This window comes from Mesobacillus boroniphilus JCM 21738 (genome assembly GCF_000517385.1).
Taxonomy (GTDB): domain Bacteria; phylum Bacillota; class Bacilli; order Bacillales; family Cytobacillaceae; genus Mesobacillus; species Mesobacillus boroniphilus.
This window is the reverse complement of sequence record NZ_BAUW01000008.1, coordinates 37843-58101: the sequence shown is the minus strand read 5'-3', so window position 1 is coordinate 58101 and position 20259 is coordinate 37843. Positions and strand designations below refer to the sequence as shown.

Genomic DNA, 20259 nt, shown 5'->3' with positions numbered 1-20259 from the left:
CAAATAGGCCTTTAATAATAATGAAAATAGATAACTACTTAATACAGGAGGGATTTGCATGAAATTTATTCATACGGGTGACTGGCATCTCGGAAAGCTTGTCCACGGAATGTATATGACGGGGACCAGAGAGAGGCATTGAATCAATTTATTGAACTTGTCGCGGAAGAACAACCTGATGCTGTTGTGATTGCAGGCGATCTGTACGACAGGTCCGTCCCGCCAATTGATGCTGTAGAGCTACTTGATGAAGTGCTATTCAAAGTCAACGTGGAATTGAACACACCGGTTGTTGCGATTGCAGGCAACCATGACAGCGCAGAACGTCTATCATTTGGCAGTTCATGGTACCGGCATAATCATTTTTACCTTACCGGAAAAATGACGAACGACTTTAGGCCTGTACATATAAACGGGGTCAATTTTTACCTGATTCCTTATGCTGAACCTGGGGTCGTCCGCCATATGCTAGACGATTCTTCAATCCATTCCCATCAGGATGCGATGAAGGCAGTGATCGGCAAAATTGAAGAAAACCTGAATCCTAATGAAGCAAACGTTTTTGTTGGACATGCTTTCGTCCTAGGTGGTGACTCATGCGATTCAGAGCGATCATTATCTGTCGGCGGGTCCGGCTGTGTCACCCAGGACTTGTTTGACCCATTTGCTTTTACCGCACTGGGCCATCTTCATAGCCCCGACGCAATCAAACATGACAAAATAAAATACTCAGGTTCCCTATTAAAATACTCTTTTTCAGAGGCAAAACAGCGTAAATCGATTTCTATCGTTGAAATGAACGAAAACGGCAGTTTTGATATTCGATACAGGACCCTGAAACCGAAGCAGGATATGCGCGAATTGGAAGGCCACCTGGAACAGCTTCTGGATCCTTCTTTTTATGAAAAAGAAAATATTAATGATTATTTAAAAGTAACTTTGCTTGACGATGGGGCCATAATTGACCCAATGGGCAAGCTGCGCCAGGTCTTCCCGAATGTCCTCCATCTTGATCGTAAAATCGAATCCATTGACCAAAAGCATAAGCAGCACTTCAACTCGATCAGGGAAGAAAAGAAATCCGAGCTGGAGCTTTTCGAACAGTTTTACAAGGAAATGACGACAAGTGAATTTACTGAAGATAAACGCAGTGTCATGACAGATGTGATTGGCAAAGTATTGAAAGAGGAGGGACAAAAATGAAACCTCTGAAACTGACGATGCAGGCCTTTGGGCCATATGCCGGTGCAGAAACAATTGATTTCAGGCAGCTTGAAAACCGGACAATGTTTGTCATTTCTGGTAAAACAGGATCTGGAAAGACAACCATTTTTGACGGTATCAGTTATGCGATTTACGGCAAGGCAAGCGGTGAGGATCGAAATGGCCCTGATTTGCGAAGCCAGTTTGCGGATGATGAGTTATTGACTGAAGTTACGCTTGAATTTTCCTTGCGCCAAAAGACATACCAGATTGCCAGATCTCCGCAACAGGAAAAGAAAAAGAAGTCTGGTGAAGGAACGACTACTGTCGGTGCAAAAGCAGAATTATATTTAATTGACGAAAACGGAGAACTGAAATTGCTTGCTTCGAATGTTCGTGAAGTGGACGAAAAGATCAAGGAGATCATGATCATCGACAGCAATCAATTCAGGCAGATTCTGATGATTCCCCAGGGTGAATTCCGTAAGCTTTTAACATCGGACAGTAAAGAAAAGGAAGTCATTCTGCAAAGACTTTTCCATACAGAAATCTATAAGAGAGTAGAGGAAAAACTTAGAGAAGAAGCAACTGTTCTGAAAAAATCGGTTGAGGACCAGGTTGAGAAAAGGAATTCTGCTCTTCGCAGCATCAAGGCTGTCGAAAATGCCGAATTGAAGGAATATGTAGAAGCCGGCAGTATAAATGATTTCCTGCTTCTTCCTCTATTAAAAGAAGAAATTGGCGCACTGGAAACAAAACTCGAAAAGTTGAACACGGACCGTGAAAAGCTTCAGCTGGACCGCGATAAAATACAGCAGCGTTTGTTCGAAGCTGAAGCAACCTTAAAACAAATCCAAACCCTAGAAACCCTGAAGATGACAAAGGAAAAGCTTGAATCCCAAAAGGATCTTTTTGCAGAAAAAGAAAAACAAACAGTGCTTGCAAAAAAAGCAGCTCTTCTGGATGCTCAGGAACAGCTATGCCACCGACTTAAGGCCGACCTGGACAGTATAACAAACCAGGTAAGTGTGACCACGAAGCGAATTGAACAGTTAACAGTGCAACTCACAGCAGCCGAAACAGAACACCAGAAACAAATTGATCGTGAACCTGAGCGAAAAGCAGCTGTTGAACAGGTTAACAGACTTGAAAATATGAAGGAAGATGTCCATGCATTCGCCAGCATAGCTTTACAGTTTGCGGAGCTAAAGCAAGCACTGGAATCATCTGTACAGAACCGGGAGAACAATGAAGCCCAGCTTAAGTCAACTGAAGAGAGACTCAAAGCCTTTCAGGCGGAGAAGGAAGATGCCGATAAGGCACAGATTACTTATCTGGAGAATGAACGGAAATTGGAAAAGCGGCTTCTTGAATTGGACAAGCTGAAAAGGCTTGGCAACCACAATCATAAAGTCAAACAGGTTCGGTCGAGCTTTGAAACATGCAAAGGTCAGTTTAACCAGACTGTTTCCAGGCTGAATGATGCCAAAGCCGCAGTAGAAGCTCTTGAGCGAAAATGGCTGCATTCACAGGCTGCTGTTTTGGCCGCTTCACTAAATGAAGGTTGCGCCTGCCCTGTTTGCGGGTCAGAGGATCATCCTCAACCCGCGAAAGCAACTGAAGGTTTTATCCCGACCGAAGAAGATTTAAAAGCTGCACGAGAGCAGATCACTGATGTTGAAAAAGAAAAGAGCGCTGCTGAAAAGTCATATATCGAAACAGATACGACATTAAGGTCTATGATTGAAACAGGAGAAGAAATGATGGCTGAAATCGTCAAATTCCGCCCTGACATAGTTATCGGCCAGTTGGCTGATGCCGTACTCCTGACTGAAAGTGATATTGAAAAGCTCCAAATTGAGCAGAAACAGTATTCGGTAAAAATAACAGCCCTGGAAAAAATCAAATCTGAAATCAAAAGGTTCGAAGACGACAGAGAAAGGCTGAATAACCAGCTGAAAGCGATCGACGAAAGCTATCAAAGCCTGATGATCCAGTATACAGAAAAGAAAACCACTCTCGATAGAATGACTGAAAAAATACCTGAACAGCTTCGTTCACTGCAAGTATTCGAGTCGAAATTAAAATCAGCGCAGCTTTACAGAAGCAGCTTGATGATGAATTGGAGCAAGCCCGAAAGAATTTTCAGGAAGCGAAAGAACTTATGGGCACCGAAAAAGCACGGAGTGAAGAGGCCGAAAAGAGATTGAAGGAAATAGATTCGCAATTGACAGCCGAGCGGGAAACATTCAGAAACAATATGACATCCCAGGGCTTTGAAAACTATCAGGCCTATCAACAGGCGAAGATATCAGAACAGGCTATTCAACAGCTTGATGCAGACATCTCGAATTACCGGGAAGAAGTCAGGTCAGTAAGTGATCGTTTCGCAGAGCTGTCTGATATGCTAAAAGATGTCAAGAAGCCTGATATGGAAACACTTCAATCAGAATTCGCACAATTAAATAAAATAATCAAAGAAACTGAAGATGCATACCAGGATTTAAATCTTAAGAAACGCGATAATCAATTTGTTCTGGAACAGGTAGACTCTTTGAATGAGCAGATGAAGATGCTTGAGGAAAAATACAAGCTAGTCGGTCATTTATTCGAGATTTCAAAAGGTCAGAACACATACAGGATTACGTTCGAGCGCTTTGTCCTGGCAGCTTTTCTTGATGATATTCTTGCAGAGGCCAATGTAAGGCTCAACAAGATGACGAGCGGACGATATAGATTATTGAGAAAAACTGATCGTTCAAAAGGCAATGTTCAGAGTGGATTGGAGCTTTTGGTTTTGGACGCATATACCGGACAGGATCGCCATGTAAAGACATTGTCTGGCGGAGAAAGCTTCAAGCGGCGTTATCCCTTGCCTTGGGATTGGCCGATGTTGTCCAGAATTACGCAGGTGGAGTTTCATTAGAGACAATGTTCATCGATGAAGGTTTCGGTACCCTTGATCCAGAGTCCCTCGACCAGGCCATCGAAGCATTAATCGATATCCAGAGCAGCGGCCGACTTGTCGGAATCATCTCCCATGTACCAGAGCTAAAGGAACGGATTGACGCAAGGCTCGAGGTCATATCCACCCAAACAGGTAGTAAGACAGAATTTCATTTAATGAATTAAACTGAGAAATACAGCATCTTGAAATAGGTGCTGTTTTCTCGATTATTCAGCAGCCTCCATAACCAGAGGTATCGGCTAATTGGTTTGGTGGACTGCTCATATACAGGGAAGAACAAAGACATACGTCAGCAGGGAGTTTTAACATGGAATTTGAAGTTCAATATTTATCATTTTATGTTGTACAGGTAGAAGGCAAAGGCGAGCAGGCTGATAAAAGATATAAGCATTTCCAGACATTGAATGAGGAAGAATATGAATCTAGTCATTTAAAGGATTTTCTTGATGGCGAGTTCGCAAAAATCGTTAAGCGCAAGGTAGATCGCCATCCAAAAACAGATGAAGTTCCTACCAAGCTCGGCAATTTCATCGTTGAAGAAGGCCATGATTTAACATCCAACCCAAACTACAACCTATTCCATCGTGTCCGTTTTGCGGAATCAAAGGAAGACTTCCAGCAAGAGAGTGAAAAATTCGCCATTGCTTACTTAGATACCAGCGCAGTAAGAGGTGGGGCTTTCATTGTAGCAAGAGCAAAGCTACGCAAGTTTTTTGATGATGCATTTGTGTTCATCCTTAAATGTGATTTTGAACCAAAGGTTGCATCTATTTCCGATGAATCGACATTGATTCGGCAGGTGGAAATGGCGATAACGACTAAGAACATGAAATCAATACAGTATCCCTATATGCCAGAAGAGGGAATGATTCAGGATAATGAACTGAAAATCAACCAGTCCTCACATGCACGTTATTTTGAGGACTTCCTTAAATATGTAGAGTATGGCCAGTCAATGCCAGAAATCGTTAAGACTCAGGTCATAGAGATGGTCCGCGGGCATATGGAAGAAACCTTTGAGCCAGAAAGTGAAGAACGGGAGCAGCTGGAGAACGCAATGGAAATTTGGGCTGCCAGCGAAAAACGCGAGCTCCAGGAACGCTTCGAACCCGAGCAGGTCATTGAAGCGGCTGCACAGCTTATTGAACATACCCCTGAGCTTGAGCTGAAAATGAAGCTTGACCACATTTCGGTAAAAGGGTTGCTGGCTGATTACGGTGACAGCATCCACCTGGCAAAGGTTAATGGAAAGTATGTGATCATGATCGAAGCCGACACCATTACCTTCGAAAAAGGCTTTTCCCCAGTCGAATTTGCAAAACCGGATGAAATCGGTACTGTAGTTGAAAGAATCAGGCAAAAGAGCTGACCTATCTCATAATAGCAAGGCACTTTGTATTTCTAAATACACAGAAAAGCATTGGCATAATTGCCAGTGCTTTTTTAACTTCTTGTCATCAACTTCATTTTTGGTTACAATTGGAAATAATGAATGGCTATATACCATCAAGATAATTATGATAGATTACCATTTTTATATATGCTGCTATTTAAAAATAATCGATTAAGAGAGTTAGGGTGAATACAATGGATGCTGTTAAACAAAATAGTCTTGCATGGGACAAGAAGGTTGAAAGTGAAGCAGTTTATACTAAGGCTGTTTCAAGAGAAGTAATTGACAAAAGCAAAGCGGGAGAGTGGGAAATTACGGTTACGACTGGAAAACCAGTTCCTAGAAGCTGGTTTCCACAATCACTGGCAGGATTGAAAGTTCTTTGTCTTGCTTCAGGCGGCGGACAGCAGGGTCCTGTTCTGGCTGCAGCAGGAGCTGATGTTACGGTTGTTGATATTTCAAAAAAACAGTTGGAACAAGATGAGTTTGTTGCGAAAAGAGATGGACTCAATTTAAGTACATTACAATGCAGCATGACAGACCTTTCAGCCTTCAGTGATGAGCAATTTGACTTGATCATCCATCCAGTGGCCAATTTATTCGTCGAAAATCTCCAGCAAGTCTGGAATGAAGCATCAAGAGTATTGAAAGACAAAGGGACGCTAATATCCGGATTTACAAATCCTCTCTTATTTATTTTCGATGATGAAGAGGACATGAAAGGGAACCTTGTGGTGAAAAATAAGATTCCTACGTCGTCTCTTGATAATCTGACAGATGAAGAAAAGGAAGAGTATATGAACTCTGATCAAACGATTGAATTCGGCCATACATTAGAGGATCAGATCCAGGGTCAAGTTAATGCAGGTCTGGTCATTGCTGGTTTATATGAAGACGATTTTGGCGGCAGAAGGCCACTTGATGAGTATATTAAATGCTTTGTAGCAACAAGAGCAGTTAAGATTAAGCTCTAAACTGCTAAAGCCCTAAGTTTCTTTAGGGCTTTTTCTTATATATTTAGAATATTTAGACTAATAGTTGAATATTTCAATATAAACGTTATAATAAAGTTAATTGTACATACCGACCGGTTAGTAGATAGCCTTAGGGGGAATATAATGAGATTAGAAAACAAGACGGCAATCATTACTGGCGGTGGCAGCGGGATAGCCGGGCAGCCGCACTGCGCTTTGCCGCTGAAGGAGCTCAGCTGGTGATTCGCGGACGTGAATTGTGAAGGTGGGAGAGAGACAGCCCAGCTAATTGAACAACAAGGAGGGAATGCCCTTTTTATCGAAACAAATGTAAGCGATTCCAAACAGGTGAAAGGACTCGTTTCGGCAACTGTTGAAACCTATGGGAAGCTGGATATTCTCTTTAATAACGCAGGGATAGGAAATCCAGATGTTAAGAGTGTTGATCTCGAGGAAGAAGATTGGGACAGGATCATTGACATTAACCTTAAAGGGGTATTCCTCGGCATTAAATATGCTGTTCCCGAGATGAAAAAGACCGGCGGTGGAGCGATCATCAACACCTCTAGTCTGCTTGGAATAAAAGGGCAAAAATATCTTGCCGCTTACAACGCATCCAAGGCCGGCGTCATCCTGCTGACCAAAAATGCCGCGTTAGAATACGGCAGAGACCATATCCGTGTAAATGCAATCGCCCCGGGTGTTATCGACACGCAAATTATCGACGGGTGGAAAAATGATGAGCGAAAATGGCCGATTATTTCAAGGGCCAATGCTTTAGGACGAATCGGAACACCTGAGGAGGTCGCAAATGCGGTCTTGTTCTCTTATAAGAAAGTATAAAACTTTTTACTTAGATTAGTGTCTAGCTCCAGCGCCTAGCCCCTCGAGACGTTTCGATCCGCCCGATGAAGTCAAAGAGCGACTTCACCGGTCGGCCCTCCAACGCTTGTCGGGGCTGACCAAGCGCTTGCGCTTTTCTTATTAGCCTCTGATGAAGCTTCCTTTATTACTGGTGCCACTTTGTCAGTCGACGGCGGTGGACTGACATTTTAGCCATATACAATTACGTTAAATTTTGAATGGGGGAAATTAAATGAGCGAGAAAAATGTCTGGCTTTCCAAGTATCCTGACTCCATTGCATCCACTATCACTATTCCTGAAAAATCTTTACCGCAAATGCTTCGAGAATCAGCTGAGAAGTATCCTCAAAACAATGCATTATCCTTCTATGGCAGGAAAGTTACCTATGAACAATTGTCCCAGACTGTGACACATTTTGCCTCAGCACTTCAAAACAGAGGAGTCGAGGCTGGAGACAGGATTGCCATCATGCTTCCGAACTGTCCTCAATATGTCATTTCGTATTTTGGCATTTTGACCGCAGGCGGGATTGTCACACAAGTTAACCCAATGTCTGTTGAACGTGAGCTTGAATATATCCTCAATGATTCATGCGCGGAAACGATTGTCGTGTTTGATGCGCTCTATGCCAAGGTTAAGAGTGTTCAGGCTTCTACCAAACTAAGAAATATCATTGTTGTCAGTCTCCAGCCGTCTGAGCATGCTTTTGCACCAGATACAAAATTTGAAGCATTCTTATCAGAAAGCAGCGGCAAGACAGCCGTAGTGGATGTTGACCCAGCAGAGGATGTCGCTGTGCTTCAGTACACCGGCGGAACGACAGGAAGATCCAAGGGAGCGATGCTGACCCATCAGAATCTGCTTGCCAATGTCCTGCAATCATATGAATTTTTCAAAAATGATATCAAACCTGGATTGGAGCGTTCGTTGACGGTGATTCCCCTGTTCCATGTATTTGGGATGACAGCCTGTATGAATCTATCAATTTATACAGGGGCAGAGATTATTTTGTTGCCGCGCTTTGATCTGGAAGAGGTCCTCAATACGATAAAAAATGAGCAGCCGACCATGTTCCCAGGTGTGCCAACGATGTACGTCGCTATCACGAACCATCCGAAAGCAGAGGAATATGGAATCGGCAGCATAGAAATTTGCAACAGCGGCAGTGCGCCAATGCCGGTAGAGCTGTTAAAAGAATTTGAAAGAAAAACTGGTTCAAAAATCCTTGAAGGCTATGGCCTGTCGGAAGCATCTCCTACAACCCATTGCAATCCAAGCTTTGCGGAGAGAAAACCTGGTAGTGTCGGCATCGGCATGCCATCAACAGAATACAAAGTTGTCGACTTGGCAACAGGATCAGAAGAAGTACCAGCTGGAGAGCTGGGTGAAGTAATCATCAAAGGGCCGCAGGTTATGAAGGGCTACTGGAATATGCCAGAGGAGACGGCAAACACATTGAGGGATGGATGGCTCTTTACAGGAGATATCGCTAAGGTAGATGAAGACGGATATCTCTTCATTGTCGACAGGAAAAAAGACATGATCATCGCGAGCGGCTACAATATTTATCCACGCGATATCGAGGAAGTATTGTATGAACACCCAGCTGTCCAGGAGGCAGTTGTCATTGGCATACCGGATGATTACCGTGGTGAGGCAGTCAAAGCTGTCATCGTGCTAAAAGCCGGTAAAGAAGCGGACGAAGCTCAGATCAAGGATTTTGCCGGCAAAATATGGCGGCATACAAGATTCCGAACGTCGTAGAGTTCCGTGAACAGCTGCCAAAGACGAGTGTGGGCAAGATTTTGCGCAGAGCATTAAGAGAAGAAGTTAAAAGTATATAAATACTTTTTTATTTAATAGGAAATTATAAAATATTTTCAATGTGGATAACTATCCAGGTTTTCTTAATCCAGCTTCAGCGCCTAGCCCCTCGAGTCGCTTCGGTCCGCCCAATGAAGTCAAAGAACGACTTCACTTGTCGGCCTCCAGCGCTTGTCGGGGCTGAACGAGGCGCTTGCGCTTTTTGTTCCTCAATGGGACAGGGGGTAAAATATGGTATAATTTCTGTGCAGACTAGTAGGATTGCGAGGACAGCAAAGTGAAAGAAAAAATTACAGCACACAGCATAAAATTATTTGAGAAAAAAGGCTTCAGCGAGACATCGATCCAGGATATTGTTGACTCACTCGGGGTGACCAAAGGTTCGTTTTATTATTACTTTTCCAGCAAAGAAGAATTACTGATGGATATACACCTGAGATATATTGACGAGTTATTAGGACGTCAGGAAGAAATTCTCACAGAACAGTCAACAAGCAAGCAAAAATTGTTCGATATCGTATATATGCTGATCAGCAGCATTAAATCCAAAGGTGCATCCGCAAAAATCTTTTTCAGGGAAATGCGTCACCTAAGTGATGACAGGCTTTCCCAGATTGTCGCAAAGCGGGATCAATTCAGGATGAACGTTGAAAGACTGATTCATGAAGGAATCAATAGCGGCGAATTTCGAAGGGATTTGAATCCCGTTATTGTTACCTTTGGTATACTGGGTGCTGCCAACTGGAGCTACCAGTGGTTTAATCCTCAAGGGAAGATATCAGACCGGGAAGTGGCAGAGATTTTTGTCGAAATGATCCTGAAGGGAATCGAAGTCAATTGAAGAATAATGTAGGGAGAGGCTTGTTAGAGCCAAGCCTCTTTCTATACCAATTACATACCAACCGGTTAGTACGAACAATTTACTTTAATTTTATAAAGTAGAAAGTAAAGGAGCGATATAATGTAGGAAATCCAGGTTCAGGCTCGATTCGGCGAGACGGACGCACTCGGCCATATTATTAACAATACCAGTTATTTTGTTTATCTGGAGGAGGCAAGGATCCGTTTTTTCGAGTCTCTAGGCTACAGCATGGAATTGAATGACTGGAAATTCATTTTAGCTTCCACTAAATGTGATTTCGTCAGCCAGGGATATTTTGACCAGTTATTAACGGTAAAAACTTATGTATCAAGAATCGGCTCAAAAAGCTTTCAGCTTGAGCATGATATTATTTGCTCGCAAACACAGCAGCTAATTGCAAAGGGAAACGCAATCGTTGTGTATTATGATTTTGTAAATCAAAAGAGTGATGTTCTGCCAGAATTGCTGAAAGAAGGACTGAAAAGCTATTTATTGCCCGCTTAAAAAACTGAATATTCCGTTTATAAATAGGAGGTGCAAGAGTTGAGGTTTGCAGAATCAGTGGTTCTTGTTACAGGAGCAGGGAGCGGAATCGGGAAAGCAGCCGCTGCCCGGTTTGCCAGTGAAGGAGCAAAGGTGATAATGGTCGGACGGACGAAATCCAAGCTTGAGCGAGCAGCATTGGAAATAAATGAATGCTATAAGCTTCCCAGAGCAGAAATCTTTTCAGCTGACGTAACAGATGAAGAAGATGTCAGGGAGTTAGCACAATACGTTGAGGAGCAATTTGGCGAGTTGCATGTCCTTGTCAATAATGCAGGCGGTTCGGTCCACTCAAAAATCATGGACACCACAGCAAGCGATTGGGACTTTGTACAAAATACGAATTTAAAAAGTGTTTTCCTGGTCTCGAAAACACTCGGAAAACTCATGGCAAATAGTGCAGAGCTGGAAGAAGATTTGTCCCAAAACCGTTCGATCGTGAATGTAGCCAGTTTATCCGGACACCAGGCAGGTGCCCATATCCCCCATTATAGTGCGGCCAAGGCTGGTGTCATCAATTTTACAAAAGCAATGGCATTGGAATTGTCTCCTTACGGGATCAGGGTCAATTCAGTATCACCTGGTTTTGTGGAAACACCCCTTACTGAGGAGGGGATGAAGAATGACCAATTTGTAAAAGCAATCAGAAGAAATACAGCTCTTAGGCGCGCTGGGAATCCTGAGGAAATTGCGAATGTGATTGCTTTTGTCGCTTCACAGGAAGCTTCTTACATGACGGGTTCTGACATTCTCGTTGATGGCGGCTGGTTGATTAAATAAGTTTAGGATTCTATTAAAATGTGAGAAAGGGTGAACGCTTTGACGAATGTTAGTATGAGTGACCATTTGATCATTAATAAAAATGAAGCTGTGCTGTCCTTAACTTTAAACAGACCTGAAAGCTTGAATGCCTTCAGTCCCGAAATGATTCTTAAACTGACGGATGCATTGAGAGAAGCACAGAACGACCCGGAGGTAAAGGTAATCGTATTGTCCGGCGCTGGACGATCGTTCAGTGCTGGCGGCGATGTAAAAACAATGGGCCAGGCAAACTCAGCAGGCGTCTATGACCATATCGGCAGGCTGAATGAATGTATCCTTGCAATGAAAGCTGCAGAGAAGCCAATCATAGCAGCGGTTCATGGTTTTGCTGCTGGTGCAGGTTTTAACCTAGCCTTAGCTTGTGACTTAATTATCGCGGCAGATGACAGTAAATTTGCGCTAAGCTTTTCGCAGGTTGGCCTCGTCTCTGACGGTGGAGGTTCCTATTTTGTTCCAAGACTGATAGGTCCACACCTGGCAAAACAATTCTTATTCACTGCAGAACCGATTCCGGCAGAGCGTTTATACCAGCTGGGAGTCATCAATTACCTCGTGCCTGTGGCAAAGTTACAGGAAGAAACACTGAAGCTTGCCGGTCAGCTTGCAAATGGACCGACCAGAGCATATGGAATGATCAAGAAGCTGGTTGACCATTCAATGACAGCAACCCTTGAAGAAATTCTTGAGCAGGAACGAATCACACAGACAATGATGGTATCAACTGAAGATCATCAAGAAGGCATTGCAGCTTCAAGGAAAAGAGAAAACCAAAATTCACAGGCAACTAAGGAGGCAAATTATGAAAGCAATTCAACTGAAAGAATATGGCGGTCCGGAGGTTCTCCAAGTAGTAGAAATCGAGCGTCCGGTACCTGAAGGTCACCAAGTATTAATTGAAGTCCAGGCTATCGGTGTCAATTATGCGGACACAGCAAGAAGAGAAGGACAGTATGTGGTTCCAACTAAACTGCCGTTTATCCCTGGAGCGGAGATTGCTGGGGTAGTTGTTGAAATAGGAGAATCAGTAACAAATGTCAAGAAAGGTGACCGCGTTGTTACCTTGATCGAATCAGGAGGTTACGCTGAGTTTGCCCTGGCTGACAGCCGCGGGCTGATTCCATTGTCAGAGAAGATGGAATTTGAGCAGGCAGTTGCACTCCCGCTTCAAGGTCTGAGCGCTTATCACATCCTGAAAACGATGGGGCGCCTGGAAAAAGGTGAAACAGTTCTAGTTCATGCAGCTGCTGGAGGTGTAGGCACCCTGGCTGTTCAACTAGCCAAGCTATCAGGCGCAAGCAAAGTAATAGCGACTGCTAGCACAGAGGAGAAACTTGCATTGGCCGCTGATATGGGAGCTGATGTTCTTATCAATTATACTGAACAAGGATGGGAGGAAAAGGTTCTTGAAGCGACAGGCGGTAAAGGGGTCGATGTCGCCTTGGAAATGGCAGGCGGCGAGATTTTCAATAAAACTTTGAAATGTCTTGCCACGTTTGGGCGGCTTGTTATCTATGGAGTTGCCAGCGGAGAGCAAAGCCGGTTTTATCCATCATCCTTGATGGCCAGGAACCAGTCTGTCATAGGATTTTTCCTGCCGCAAATCATGAGAAAGCCCGCGCTGATTCAATCAAGTATGGCTGAAATGCTGGGTTATTTATCGAAGGGGCAATTGAAACTGACCATTGGGGGCGTATACTCGCTCGAGCAGGCAGCAGAAGTCCATCGACTTTTACAATCACGGCAGACAAAGGGAAAGCTGATTCTTAAACCATAAAAGGGGTGTTATGTATGGCAACAATCAATACTGTAACTGGCCGTTGAATCATCACTTTATTAATAAATGCAGAAGAATGATAGAGTTCTTTCCGATAAAGCTGAAAAAATGATTTATTAAAAATGATATGGGGTGAAAAAGGATGCAAAGTACAACTCTTTCACAGTTCTCCCTCCGTTCAGCAATTTACAGTGGATCAAATTCACGTGCATGGTGCCTGATTTGTTCAAGGGCTTAGGTGCAAAAAGAGTAGTTCTTTTTGGCGACAGAGGTCTCGTAAAAGCTGGTGTAGTAGATAAGGTCGCTCAAATCTTCGAGTTAACAAGTAAAGGTACCGGCCTGAACTTGCAGGGATTTATGTCGACATTGCCCAGGATGCAGAAAGCAGGCGGTGAATGAAGCACTTCGGTATGCAAGGGAAGTGGGGGCTGACGGGCTGCTTGCTGTTGGAGGCGGCAGCGTGCTTGACACAGTTAAGGGAGTAAAGTATGCGTTGCATAAAGGGTTAACCGACATCAAGGAAGCGATCCCTGGCGGCTTTTTATTCGAGCAATTTCCTAAGGCAACCCATATCCCGATCCCGCACATTGCCATTCCGACAACTGCAGGAACAGGATCCGAGGTCTCGCCGATCGCGGTCATCTACAATGAGGATATCCAAATGAAAGGCAATATCATCAATCCTTTCCTCAGCGCGGATATTGCAATGCTGGACCCTGACTTGACAGTGGGTCTGCCGCCTGCAATCACTGCTTTTACCGGCTTTGATGCACTAACCCATGCAATCGAGGCGTTTGCTTCACCTAGTGCTACTGCACTGACGGATGCCCATGCTTTGCATGCAATCAGGCTGATTGAAAAAAATCTTCCGCTTGCAGTAGCAGAAGGTTCCAATCTTAACGCGAGAATGGAAATGCTACAGGCGAGCCTAATGGGAATCACCGCATTCAGTCTTGCTTTGAATGCTATTCCTGTCCATAACTTCGCCCATGCATATGGAGCATTGTTCCGAATTCCACACGGATTGGCAAATGCCGTTTTTCTGCCTGTGGTGATGGAACATGTCCCAAGTTTGTATCTTCCAAAGGTAAAAGAGCTAGCCTCTGCATTGCGTGTTGACTTTAATGCTAATGAAGAGAATGAAGCGGTACTTGCAAAAGTCGTTGAAAAAATAAGATTGCTTCAGCATAAGACTGGATTGCCATCGGACTTTATGGAATTCAACTTAACCGAGGATGACCTGGAGCGGGCTGCTGGTGCCGTTGCCAAGGACCCTGCCGCCGTATCCTTCCCGATGCCTAAAGAACTGATCCAGGCTGTCGGACAGCAGGTCGTGCCAATTGGCGTAAAATAACTGGATCTAAGAGGGGAATCCGTCTGGGATTCACCCTCTTTTGGCAATATCCTAACAGCTTAGGTGTATAAAGGAGTGGTCACAGATGATGAATTTTGATTTTACTGAGGAACAAGAGTTATTAAGAAAAACGGTCAGGAGCTTTGTCGATAAGGAAATCATGCCATATATAAAAGAATGGGATGAGAAACAGTATTTTGAAACGAGTATTTTGACAAGGCTTGCCGACCTGGGACTCATGGGTGTCTGTATCCCTGAACAATATGGCGGCAGCGGGATGGACTACAATTCCCTGGCGATAGTATGTGAGGAACTCGAGCGCGGCGACACAGCCTTCAGGACAGCGGTATCAGTGCACACCGGGCTGAACAGCATGACATTGCTACAGTGGGGAAATGAAAAACAAAAGCAAAAGTACCTGTTTCCACAATCAAAAGGACAGAAGGTTGGAGCGTTCGGGCTTACCGAACCAAATGCAGGTTCCGATGTGGCCGCCATGCAGACAACGGCGCGTGACGCAGGAGATCACTATGTACTCAATGGGTCGAAAACATGGATCTCATTATGTGATGTAGCTGACCATTTCCTTGTATTTGCGTATACAGATAAAAGCAAAAAACACCATGGAATCTCTTCTTTTATTGTGGAAAGAACCTGGGAAGGCTTCTCCTCGAAAGCGATAAAAGGGAAACTTGGGATCAGAGCCGGAAATACCGGTGAGATTTTCTTTGATAATGTTAAGGTTCCTAAAGAAAATTTACTAGGGCAGGAGGGTGATGGGTTTAAAATCGCGATGTCTGCACTGGATAATGGCCGCTTTACGGTGGCTGCGGGTGCATGCGGAACCATAATGGCAAGCCTTGAGGCAAGTGTAAAGTATTGTCATGAGCGAAGCACCTTTGGGAAGGAAATCGGCAGACACCAGCTCGTCCAGCAGATGATAGCCAAGATGGAAGCAGGCCTATTGCAGTCTCGTCTGCTTGTTTACCGTGCCGGCTGTCTGAAAAATCAGGGAAAGAGGAATACCCGAGAAACCTCACTGGCCAAGTGGCAGGCATGCGATTATGCCTATGAAGCGGCAAATGATGCCGTCCAAATCCACGGTGCGTATGGATTCTCTAACGAATATCCGGTTGAGCGATATTTAAGGAACGCCAAAGCACCAGTCATTTATGAAGGAACACGAGAAATCCATACCGTCATGCAAGGAGAGTATGTTTTAGGATATCGAGTCGATAAGCCATTGTCCAAAACGCTTCCAGCGTGGCCGTTTGAATCTGTTACTGAAGAGGCCGTGAATTAAGGCAGCGGGAGAGATAGCGTAAAAGATGTTGCATTGCCCGTAATTCGATGGCGGAGCCATTTGGGGTAATGCAATGACTCTGCTTTACCCGTAATTCTGTGGTGGAGCCCATTTGGGGTAATGCAACGGCTCTGCTTTACCCGTAATTCTGTGGCGGAGCCATTTGGGGAAAAGCAACAGCTCTGCATTGCCCCTAATTCAATGGCGGTGTCAAATTGGGGAAAAGCAGCACTTAACCGTATTATTCATTAAAATTATTTTAACTAAAACTGCTTGAAATATGGTGTACGCACGTAAAAAAGGTGATCACTTCCATAAGAAGCCGATCACCTTTTTACTTTTATAAAATCATCTCAGACTGCACGTAATGGTACAGAAGCTTTGCTGTATTCTCAATAGAATCCTTGTGTGTCCTTTCGAACGCATGAGAGGAATCGATACCCGAACCGATAAGTCCATGGATGATATCATGTCCTGAACGGATAGCGGCAGATGCGTCTGATCCGTAGTATGGATAAATATCAAGCTTATAGCCGATTTCATTGTCAATTGCCAGCTGGGTCAGCCTTTTCCTTAGCTCGTAATGGTACGGGCCGCTCGCGTCCTTTACACAGATGGAGACTGTGTACTCATCCGTTGACTGGCCATCACCCATTGCGCCCATATCGACCGCGAGATATTCAACGGTTTCTGGTGTGATATTCGAGTTTCCTCCATAGCCAATTTCTTCGTTATTGGATATCAAAAAGTGTGTTGTGTATGGCAGTTCGATGTTTTCTGCCTTAACTTGTTTGATCAACTGAAGCAGGATGGCCACGCTGGCCTTGTCATCCAGGTGACGAGATTTAATGTATCCGGAAGGTGTTGTTTGAACTCGTGGATCGAATGAAACAAAATCTCCAACTGCAATTCCAAGTGCTCTCACATCATCCACGCTATGTACTTTTTCGTCAAGACGCACTTCCATGTTATCCTGGTTGCGTTCTGCTTTCCCTGCATCCTTATAAACATGGACGGAGGTTTGATGCATTAGTATTGTGCCAGTGAACTTTTTGCCGCTTGAAGTTTCAATTTCGCAATACTCACCTTCAATGGAGTTGTATTTGAAACCGCCAATCAAATCGAGCTTAAGACGCCCGCTTGGCTTTATTTCTTTTACAATCGCTCCAAGAGTATCGACGTGGGCAGTCAGCATTCTGTGGTTTTTCTGGTCCTTGCCAGGAAGAGTTGCAATCAATCCGCCTTTGCGATTCCGTTTCGTTTCAACCTGTAATTCTTTTAAATAATTTTCTACATATGTAATGACTTCATTCGTATTTCCTGAAGGACTTGGGATGCTGACCAATTCCTTCAATAAGCTTACTGTTTCATCTGTGTTCGCATATGCCATTATAAAACTCCTCTCTTAAATAAATCTTCACATAATTCATATTATAAACTTTTTTCCTGCAGCAAAGTAAGCCTTAATCCAAAATACTGTAATCACCTAACAAGTCTATTCATATTTTGATTATGGATGCAGTTTTGGGGAGGGATTATAATGAATGGGTATTGGTTCAGGTATTCATTGATGCAATGGTGCAATGAGATGGAAGCGAAATGCGATTCCATTAAAGGGCAGCTCAGGGAATCAGATGATGAAGCCAGATTACAAAGATGGAAGGAAAAGCTCCTGACATTGAAACAAGAAGCGCAACACTCAGTAGATGACGAAGCACTTTATAATCAGGCAAGAAATTTGCATGACGAATTGGACATTTATTTGGGTGACTCTGAATTGGAAAGTGAGCGCCAGCAAGGCCAAAGACTGCAGCCAGTCCCAATCGGAGGTCATAAGTTGCCACCTTTGCCATATGCGTATAATGCACTTGAGCCAGTCATCGCTGAAGAAATCATGAGGCTGCACCACTCAAAGCACCACCAAAGCTATGTAAATGGTTTGAACAAGGCTGAAAAAGAGATGCAGAAGGCACGACAAACAGGGGATTTCGGGTTGATTAAACATTGGGAAAGAGAAGCAGCTTTCAATGGTGCAGGCCATTATCTGCATACGATCTTTTGGAGCATCATGAGTCCAAATGGGGGCGGCTCGCCAAAAGGGCAGCTCGGAAAAGCGATCAACGATTCATTCGGCACCTTTAATCAATTCAAAAAGCATTTTTCGGAAGCAGCGAAAAATGTTGAGGCTGTTGGCTGGGCAATCCTTGTTTGGTCTCCACGTTCTCATAGACTGGAAATTCTCCAGGCAGAAAAACACCAGAATTTATCACAATGGGATGTTGTCCCTTTACTTGTCTTGGATGTTTGGGAGCATGCTTATTATCTGCAGTATAAGAACGAGCGGGCTAAATATGTTGAAAACTGGTGGAACGTCGTTAACTGGAAAGAAGTCGAGCAGCGATTCAATAAAGCCAGGACATTAGCATGGAAACCATTTTAGAGGAGTGACTTATTGTCACCCTTTTTTTGTATAAAAGCATCTCTTTAGCAAACACTAAACATATGTTCGGGAGGTGTATTTTATGGCAAACAAAGATTTTAACCAGATCTACAATGAATACAAGGAGCAAGGCCAGGGACAGGCGGGACTGGAAGCTAACTCCAACTCACAAGCTGGTAAAGAGCAAATCGTTGCCGTCAAGAAAAATGATGATGGCGACCTGATCGCTTTTAAAACAGAAAGCGGAAAGGAACTCGACTATATTTCTGCACTATCAGAGGCTAAAGCGGGGAAGCTGGCACATGTAGATGTATTCCATAAATACGGCCGTGATATTCTCAGGAGTGAGCCTGATGGAATTAAAGAAAACAACCTCGATAATTTACCACATTTTTAGCAGGGAGATATCCCTGCTTTTTTTATTTTTAGAGATATTCTAAAAATGATCTAGTCATCGAAAACTTATGTGGTTTTCTAATCCAGCTACAGCGCGTAGCCCCTCGAGTCGCTTCGGTCCGCCCAATGAAGTCAAAGAACCACTTCACTGGTCGGCCCTCCAGCGCTTGCCGGGGCTGGACAAGGCGCTTGCGCTTTTTGGTTAAAATAACTTGATTTTTCTGAAATTTCACTCTAAAATAAAATTAACATACCAACCGGTAGGTATGTAATACAGGATCCAGTCATACATTTTTAATAGACTATCAGAATACAAGAATACGATGGGAGTGACCTGAATGCATTTACGCCTTACGGAAGAACAAAAAATGGTGCAAAAGACGATTCGCCGATTTGTTGAAAAAGAATTAGTGCCACTGGAAAATGAAGTGTTAAGAAATGAAAGAGAAGGACGCCCAAGCCTTCCTCCTGGAAAATTGCATGAGCTCCAGATGAAAGCTAAAGAGGCTGGATTTTGGGGAATCAATACACCGGAAGAATATGGTGGTGCAGATTTGGGGCAGATGATGATGGCCATCGTCCTCATGGAAGTATCTAAAACGTTCGTGCCTTTCCAGTTTGGCGGTTCAGCAGACAACATTCTTTATTATGGAAATGAAGAGCAAAAGCAGAAGTACCTGATCCCAACGATTAATGGTGAGAAAAAGTCGTGCTTCGCGATGACAGAGCCAGGCGCAGGATCAGATACCCGAAATATAAAAATGACGGCTGTCAAGGACGGAAATGAGTGGGTCCTGAATGGTGAAAAAACATTCATTACTGGCGGAAATGAAGCAGACTTTGTTATGGTCATCGCGATCACTGATAAAGAAAAACACCGTGCCACAGGCCGTGACGGGGTGACTTGTTTTATTGTCGACCGGGATATGGGCTGGAAATCAGAATTTATACATACGATGGGCGAATGGGGGCCGGCTGGGCTGGTGTTTGATAACGTCCGCGTACCAGAGGAAAATATCCTGGGCCAAGTAGATGGCGGCTATAAATTGGGACTGGAATGGATTGGGTTTGCAAGATGGGTTGTTGGCGCAAGGGCGATTGGATCCGCTGAACGCTTGCTGCAAATGGCCATTGATTATTCAAAAGAACGGATTACCTTTGGCAAACCGATTGCGGAAAGACAAGCTATCCAGTGGATGATTGCCGATTCAGCAGTGGAAATCGAAGCAGCAAGATGGCTCGTGCTCAATGCCGCTTATACACTTGATGCCGGTGAGGATAACAGGCATATGGCATCGATGGCAAAATTGTATGGATCCAATATGGGGAACAGAGTTGTCGACCGTGTCATGCAAATTCATGGAGGCATGGGCTATACAAGGGAATTGCCAATCGAGCGCTGGTATCGCGAAGCAAGGCTTTGGAGAATTTACGATGGCACGGATGAAATCCAGCGTATGATCATCGCCAGGGACCTATTAAAAGGGCATGTGAAGATCGGTCAGTTTGTCTAATAGATATATGTAAGCGTTAACAGT

At 44.0% G+C, this 20259-nt stretch carries 14 protein-coding genes and 4 pseudogenes; 17 read left to right on the top strand and 1 reads right to left on the bottom strand.

Annotation, left to right across the window (positions count from 1 at the left end):
- Positions 1-58: 58 nt before the first annotated feature.
- From JCM21738_RS04330 to JCM21738_RS04270, 14 genes and pseudogenes are all read left to right on the top strand, one after another.
- Positions 59-1203, top strand: a pseudogene (locus tag JCM21738_RS04330) (exonuclease SbcCD subunit D).
- Positions 1200-4335: pseudogene (locus JCM21738_RS04325) on the top strand (AAA family ATPase). The pseudogenes JCM21738_RS04330 and JCM21738_RS04325 overlap by 4 nt, the downstream one beginning before the upstream one ends.
- Before the next feature lie 143 nt (positions 4336-4478).
- A complete protein-coding gene (locus JCM21738_RS04320; protein WP_023614336.1) occupies positions 4479-5540 on the top strand; it encodes a DUF3900 domain-containing protein in 1062 nt (353 codons plus the stop codon).
- A 218-nt stretch (positions 5541-5758) separates the two neighbouring features.
- A complete protein-coding gene (locus JCM21738_RS04315; RefSeq protein ID WP_023614335.1) occupies positions 5759-6538 on the top strand; it encodes a class I SAM-dependent methyltransferase in 780 nt (259 codons plus the stop codon).
- Positions 6539-6790: 252 nt separating this feature from the next.
- The gene (locus tag JCM21738_RS04310) at positions 6791-7381 is read left to right on the top strand and encodes an SDR family NAD(P)-dependent oxidoreductase (RefSeq protein ID WP_023614333.1); all 591 of its coding nucleotides are present in this window, start codon (positions 6791-6793) and stop codon (positions 7379-7381) included.
- Positions 7382-7634: 253 nt separating this feature from the next.
- Positions 7635-9247 (top strand): annotated as a pseudogene (locus tag JCM21738_RS04305) (long-chain-fatty-acid--CoA ligase).
- A gap of 257 nt (positions 9248-9504) precedes the next feature.
- A complete protein-coding gene (locus JCM21738_RS04300) occupies positions 9505-10068 on the top strand; it encodes a TetR/AcrR family transcriptional regulator (RefSeq protein WP_023614331.1) in 564 nt (187 codons plus the stop codon).
- Between the two features lie 129 nt (positions 10069-10197).
- Positions 10198-10593, top strand: coding sequence for an acyl-CoA thioesterase (locus JCM21738_RS04295; RefSeq protein WP_031307800.1), 396 nt, complete (start codon positions 10198-10200; stop codon positions 10591-10593).
- Positions 10594-10632: 39 nt separating this feature from the next.
- A complete protein-coding gene (locus JCM21738_RS04290) occupies positions 10633-11412 on the top strand; it encodes an SDR family NAD(P)-dependent oxidoreductase (RefSeq protein ID WP_023614329.1) in 780 nt (259 codons plus the stop codon).
- Positions 11413-11466: 54 nt separating this feature from the next.
- Positions 11467-12242: pseudogene (locus JCM21738_RS04285) on the top strand (enoyl-CoA hydratase/isomerase family protein).
- An 11-nt stretch (positions 12243-12253) separates the two neighbouring features.
- On the top strand, positions 12254-13228 hold the full coding sequence (locus JCM21738_RS04280; RefSeq protein WP_023614327.1) for a quinone oxidoreductase family protein: 975 nt from the start codon (positions 12254-12256) through the stop codon (positions 13226-13228).
- Positions 13229-13360: 132 nt separating this feature from the next.
- Entirely contained in the window at positions 13361-13627 is a 267-nt protein-coding gene (locus JCM21738_RS25305; protein WP_243462886.1) for a hypothetical protein, read from the top strand.
- Entirely contained in the window at positions 13620-14582 is a 963-nt protein-coding gene (locus JCM21738_RS04275) for an iron-containing alcohol dehydrogenase (protein ID WP_023614325.1), read from the top strand. The genes JCM21738_RS25305 and JCM21738_RS04275 overlap by 8 nt, the downstream gene beginning before the upstream one ends.
- 88 nt (positions 14583-14670) lie before the next feature.
- Entirely contained in the window at positions 14671-15885 is a 1215-nt protein-coding gene (locus JCM21738_RS04270) for an acyl-CoA dehydrogenase family protein (RefSeq protein ID WP_031307798.1), read from the top strand.
- Between the two features lie 340 nt (positions 15886-16225).
- Here the strand turns inward: JCM21738_RS04270 and JCM21738_RS04265 are convergent, their stop codons facing one another.
- Positions 16226-17275 (bottom strand): M42 family metallopeptidase, encoded by a 1050-nt coding sequence (locus tag JCM21738_RS04265; protein ID WP_023614323.1) that lies wholly within the window; start codon positions 17273-17275, stop codon positions 16226-16228.
- Positions 17276-17425: 150 nt separating this feature from the next.
- On the opposite strand from JCM21738_RS04265, the gene JCM21738_RS04260 reads away from it, so the two are divergent.
- The 3 genes from JCM21738_RS04260 (at position 17426) to JCM21738_RS04250 (ending at position 20235) form a co-directional block, all read left to right on the top strand.
- Complete coding sequence (locus JCM21738_RS04260; protein WP_023614322.1) at positions 17426-18325, top strand: superoxide dismutase; 900 nt, start codon at positions 17426-17428, stop codon at positions 18323-18325.
- Between the two features lie 82 nt (positions 18326-18407).
- Entirely contained in the window at positions 18408-18722 is a 315-nt protein-coding gene (locus tag JCM21738_RS04255; protein WP_023614321.1) for a DUF3892 domain-containing protein, read from the top strand.
- 337 nt (positions 18723-19059) lie between these two features.
- Positions 19060-20235 (top strand): acyl-CoA dehydrogenase family protein, encoded by a 1176-nt coding sequence (locus tag JCM21738_RS04250; protein WP_023614320.1) that lies wholly within the window; start codon positions 19060-19062, stop codon positions 20233-20235.
- The last annotated feature ends 24 nt before the right edge of the window (positions 20236-20259 follow it).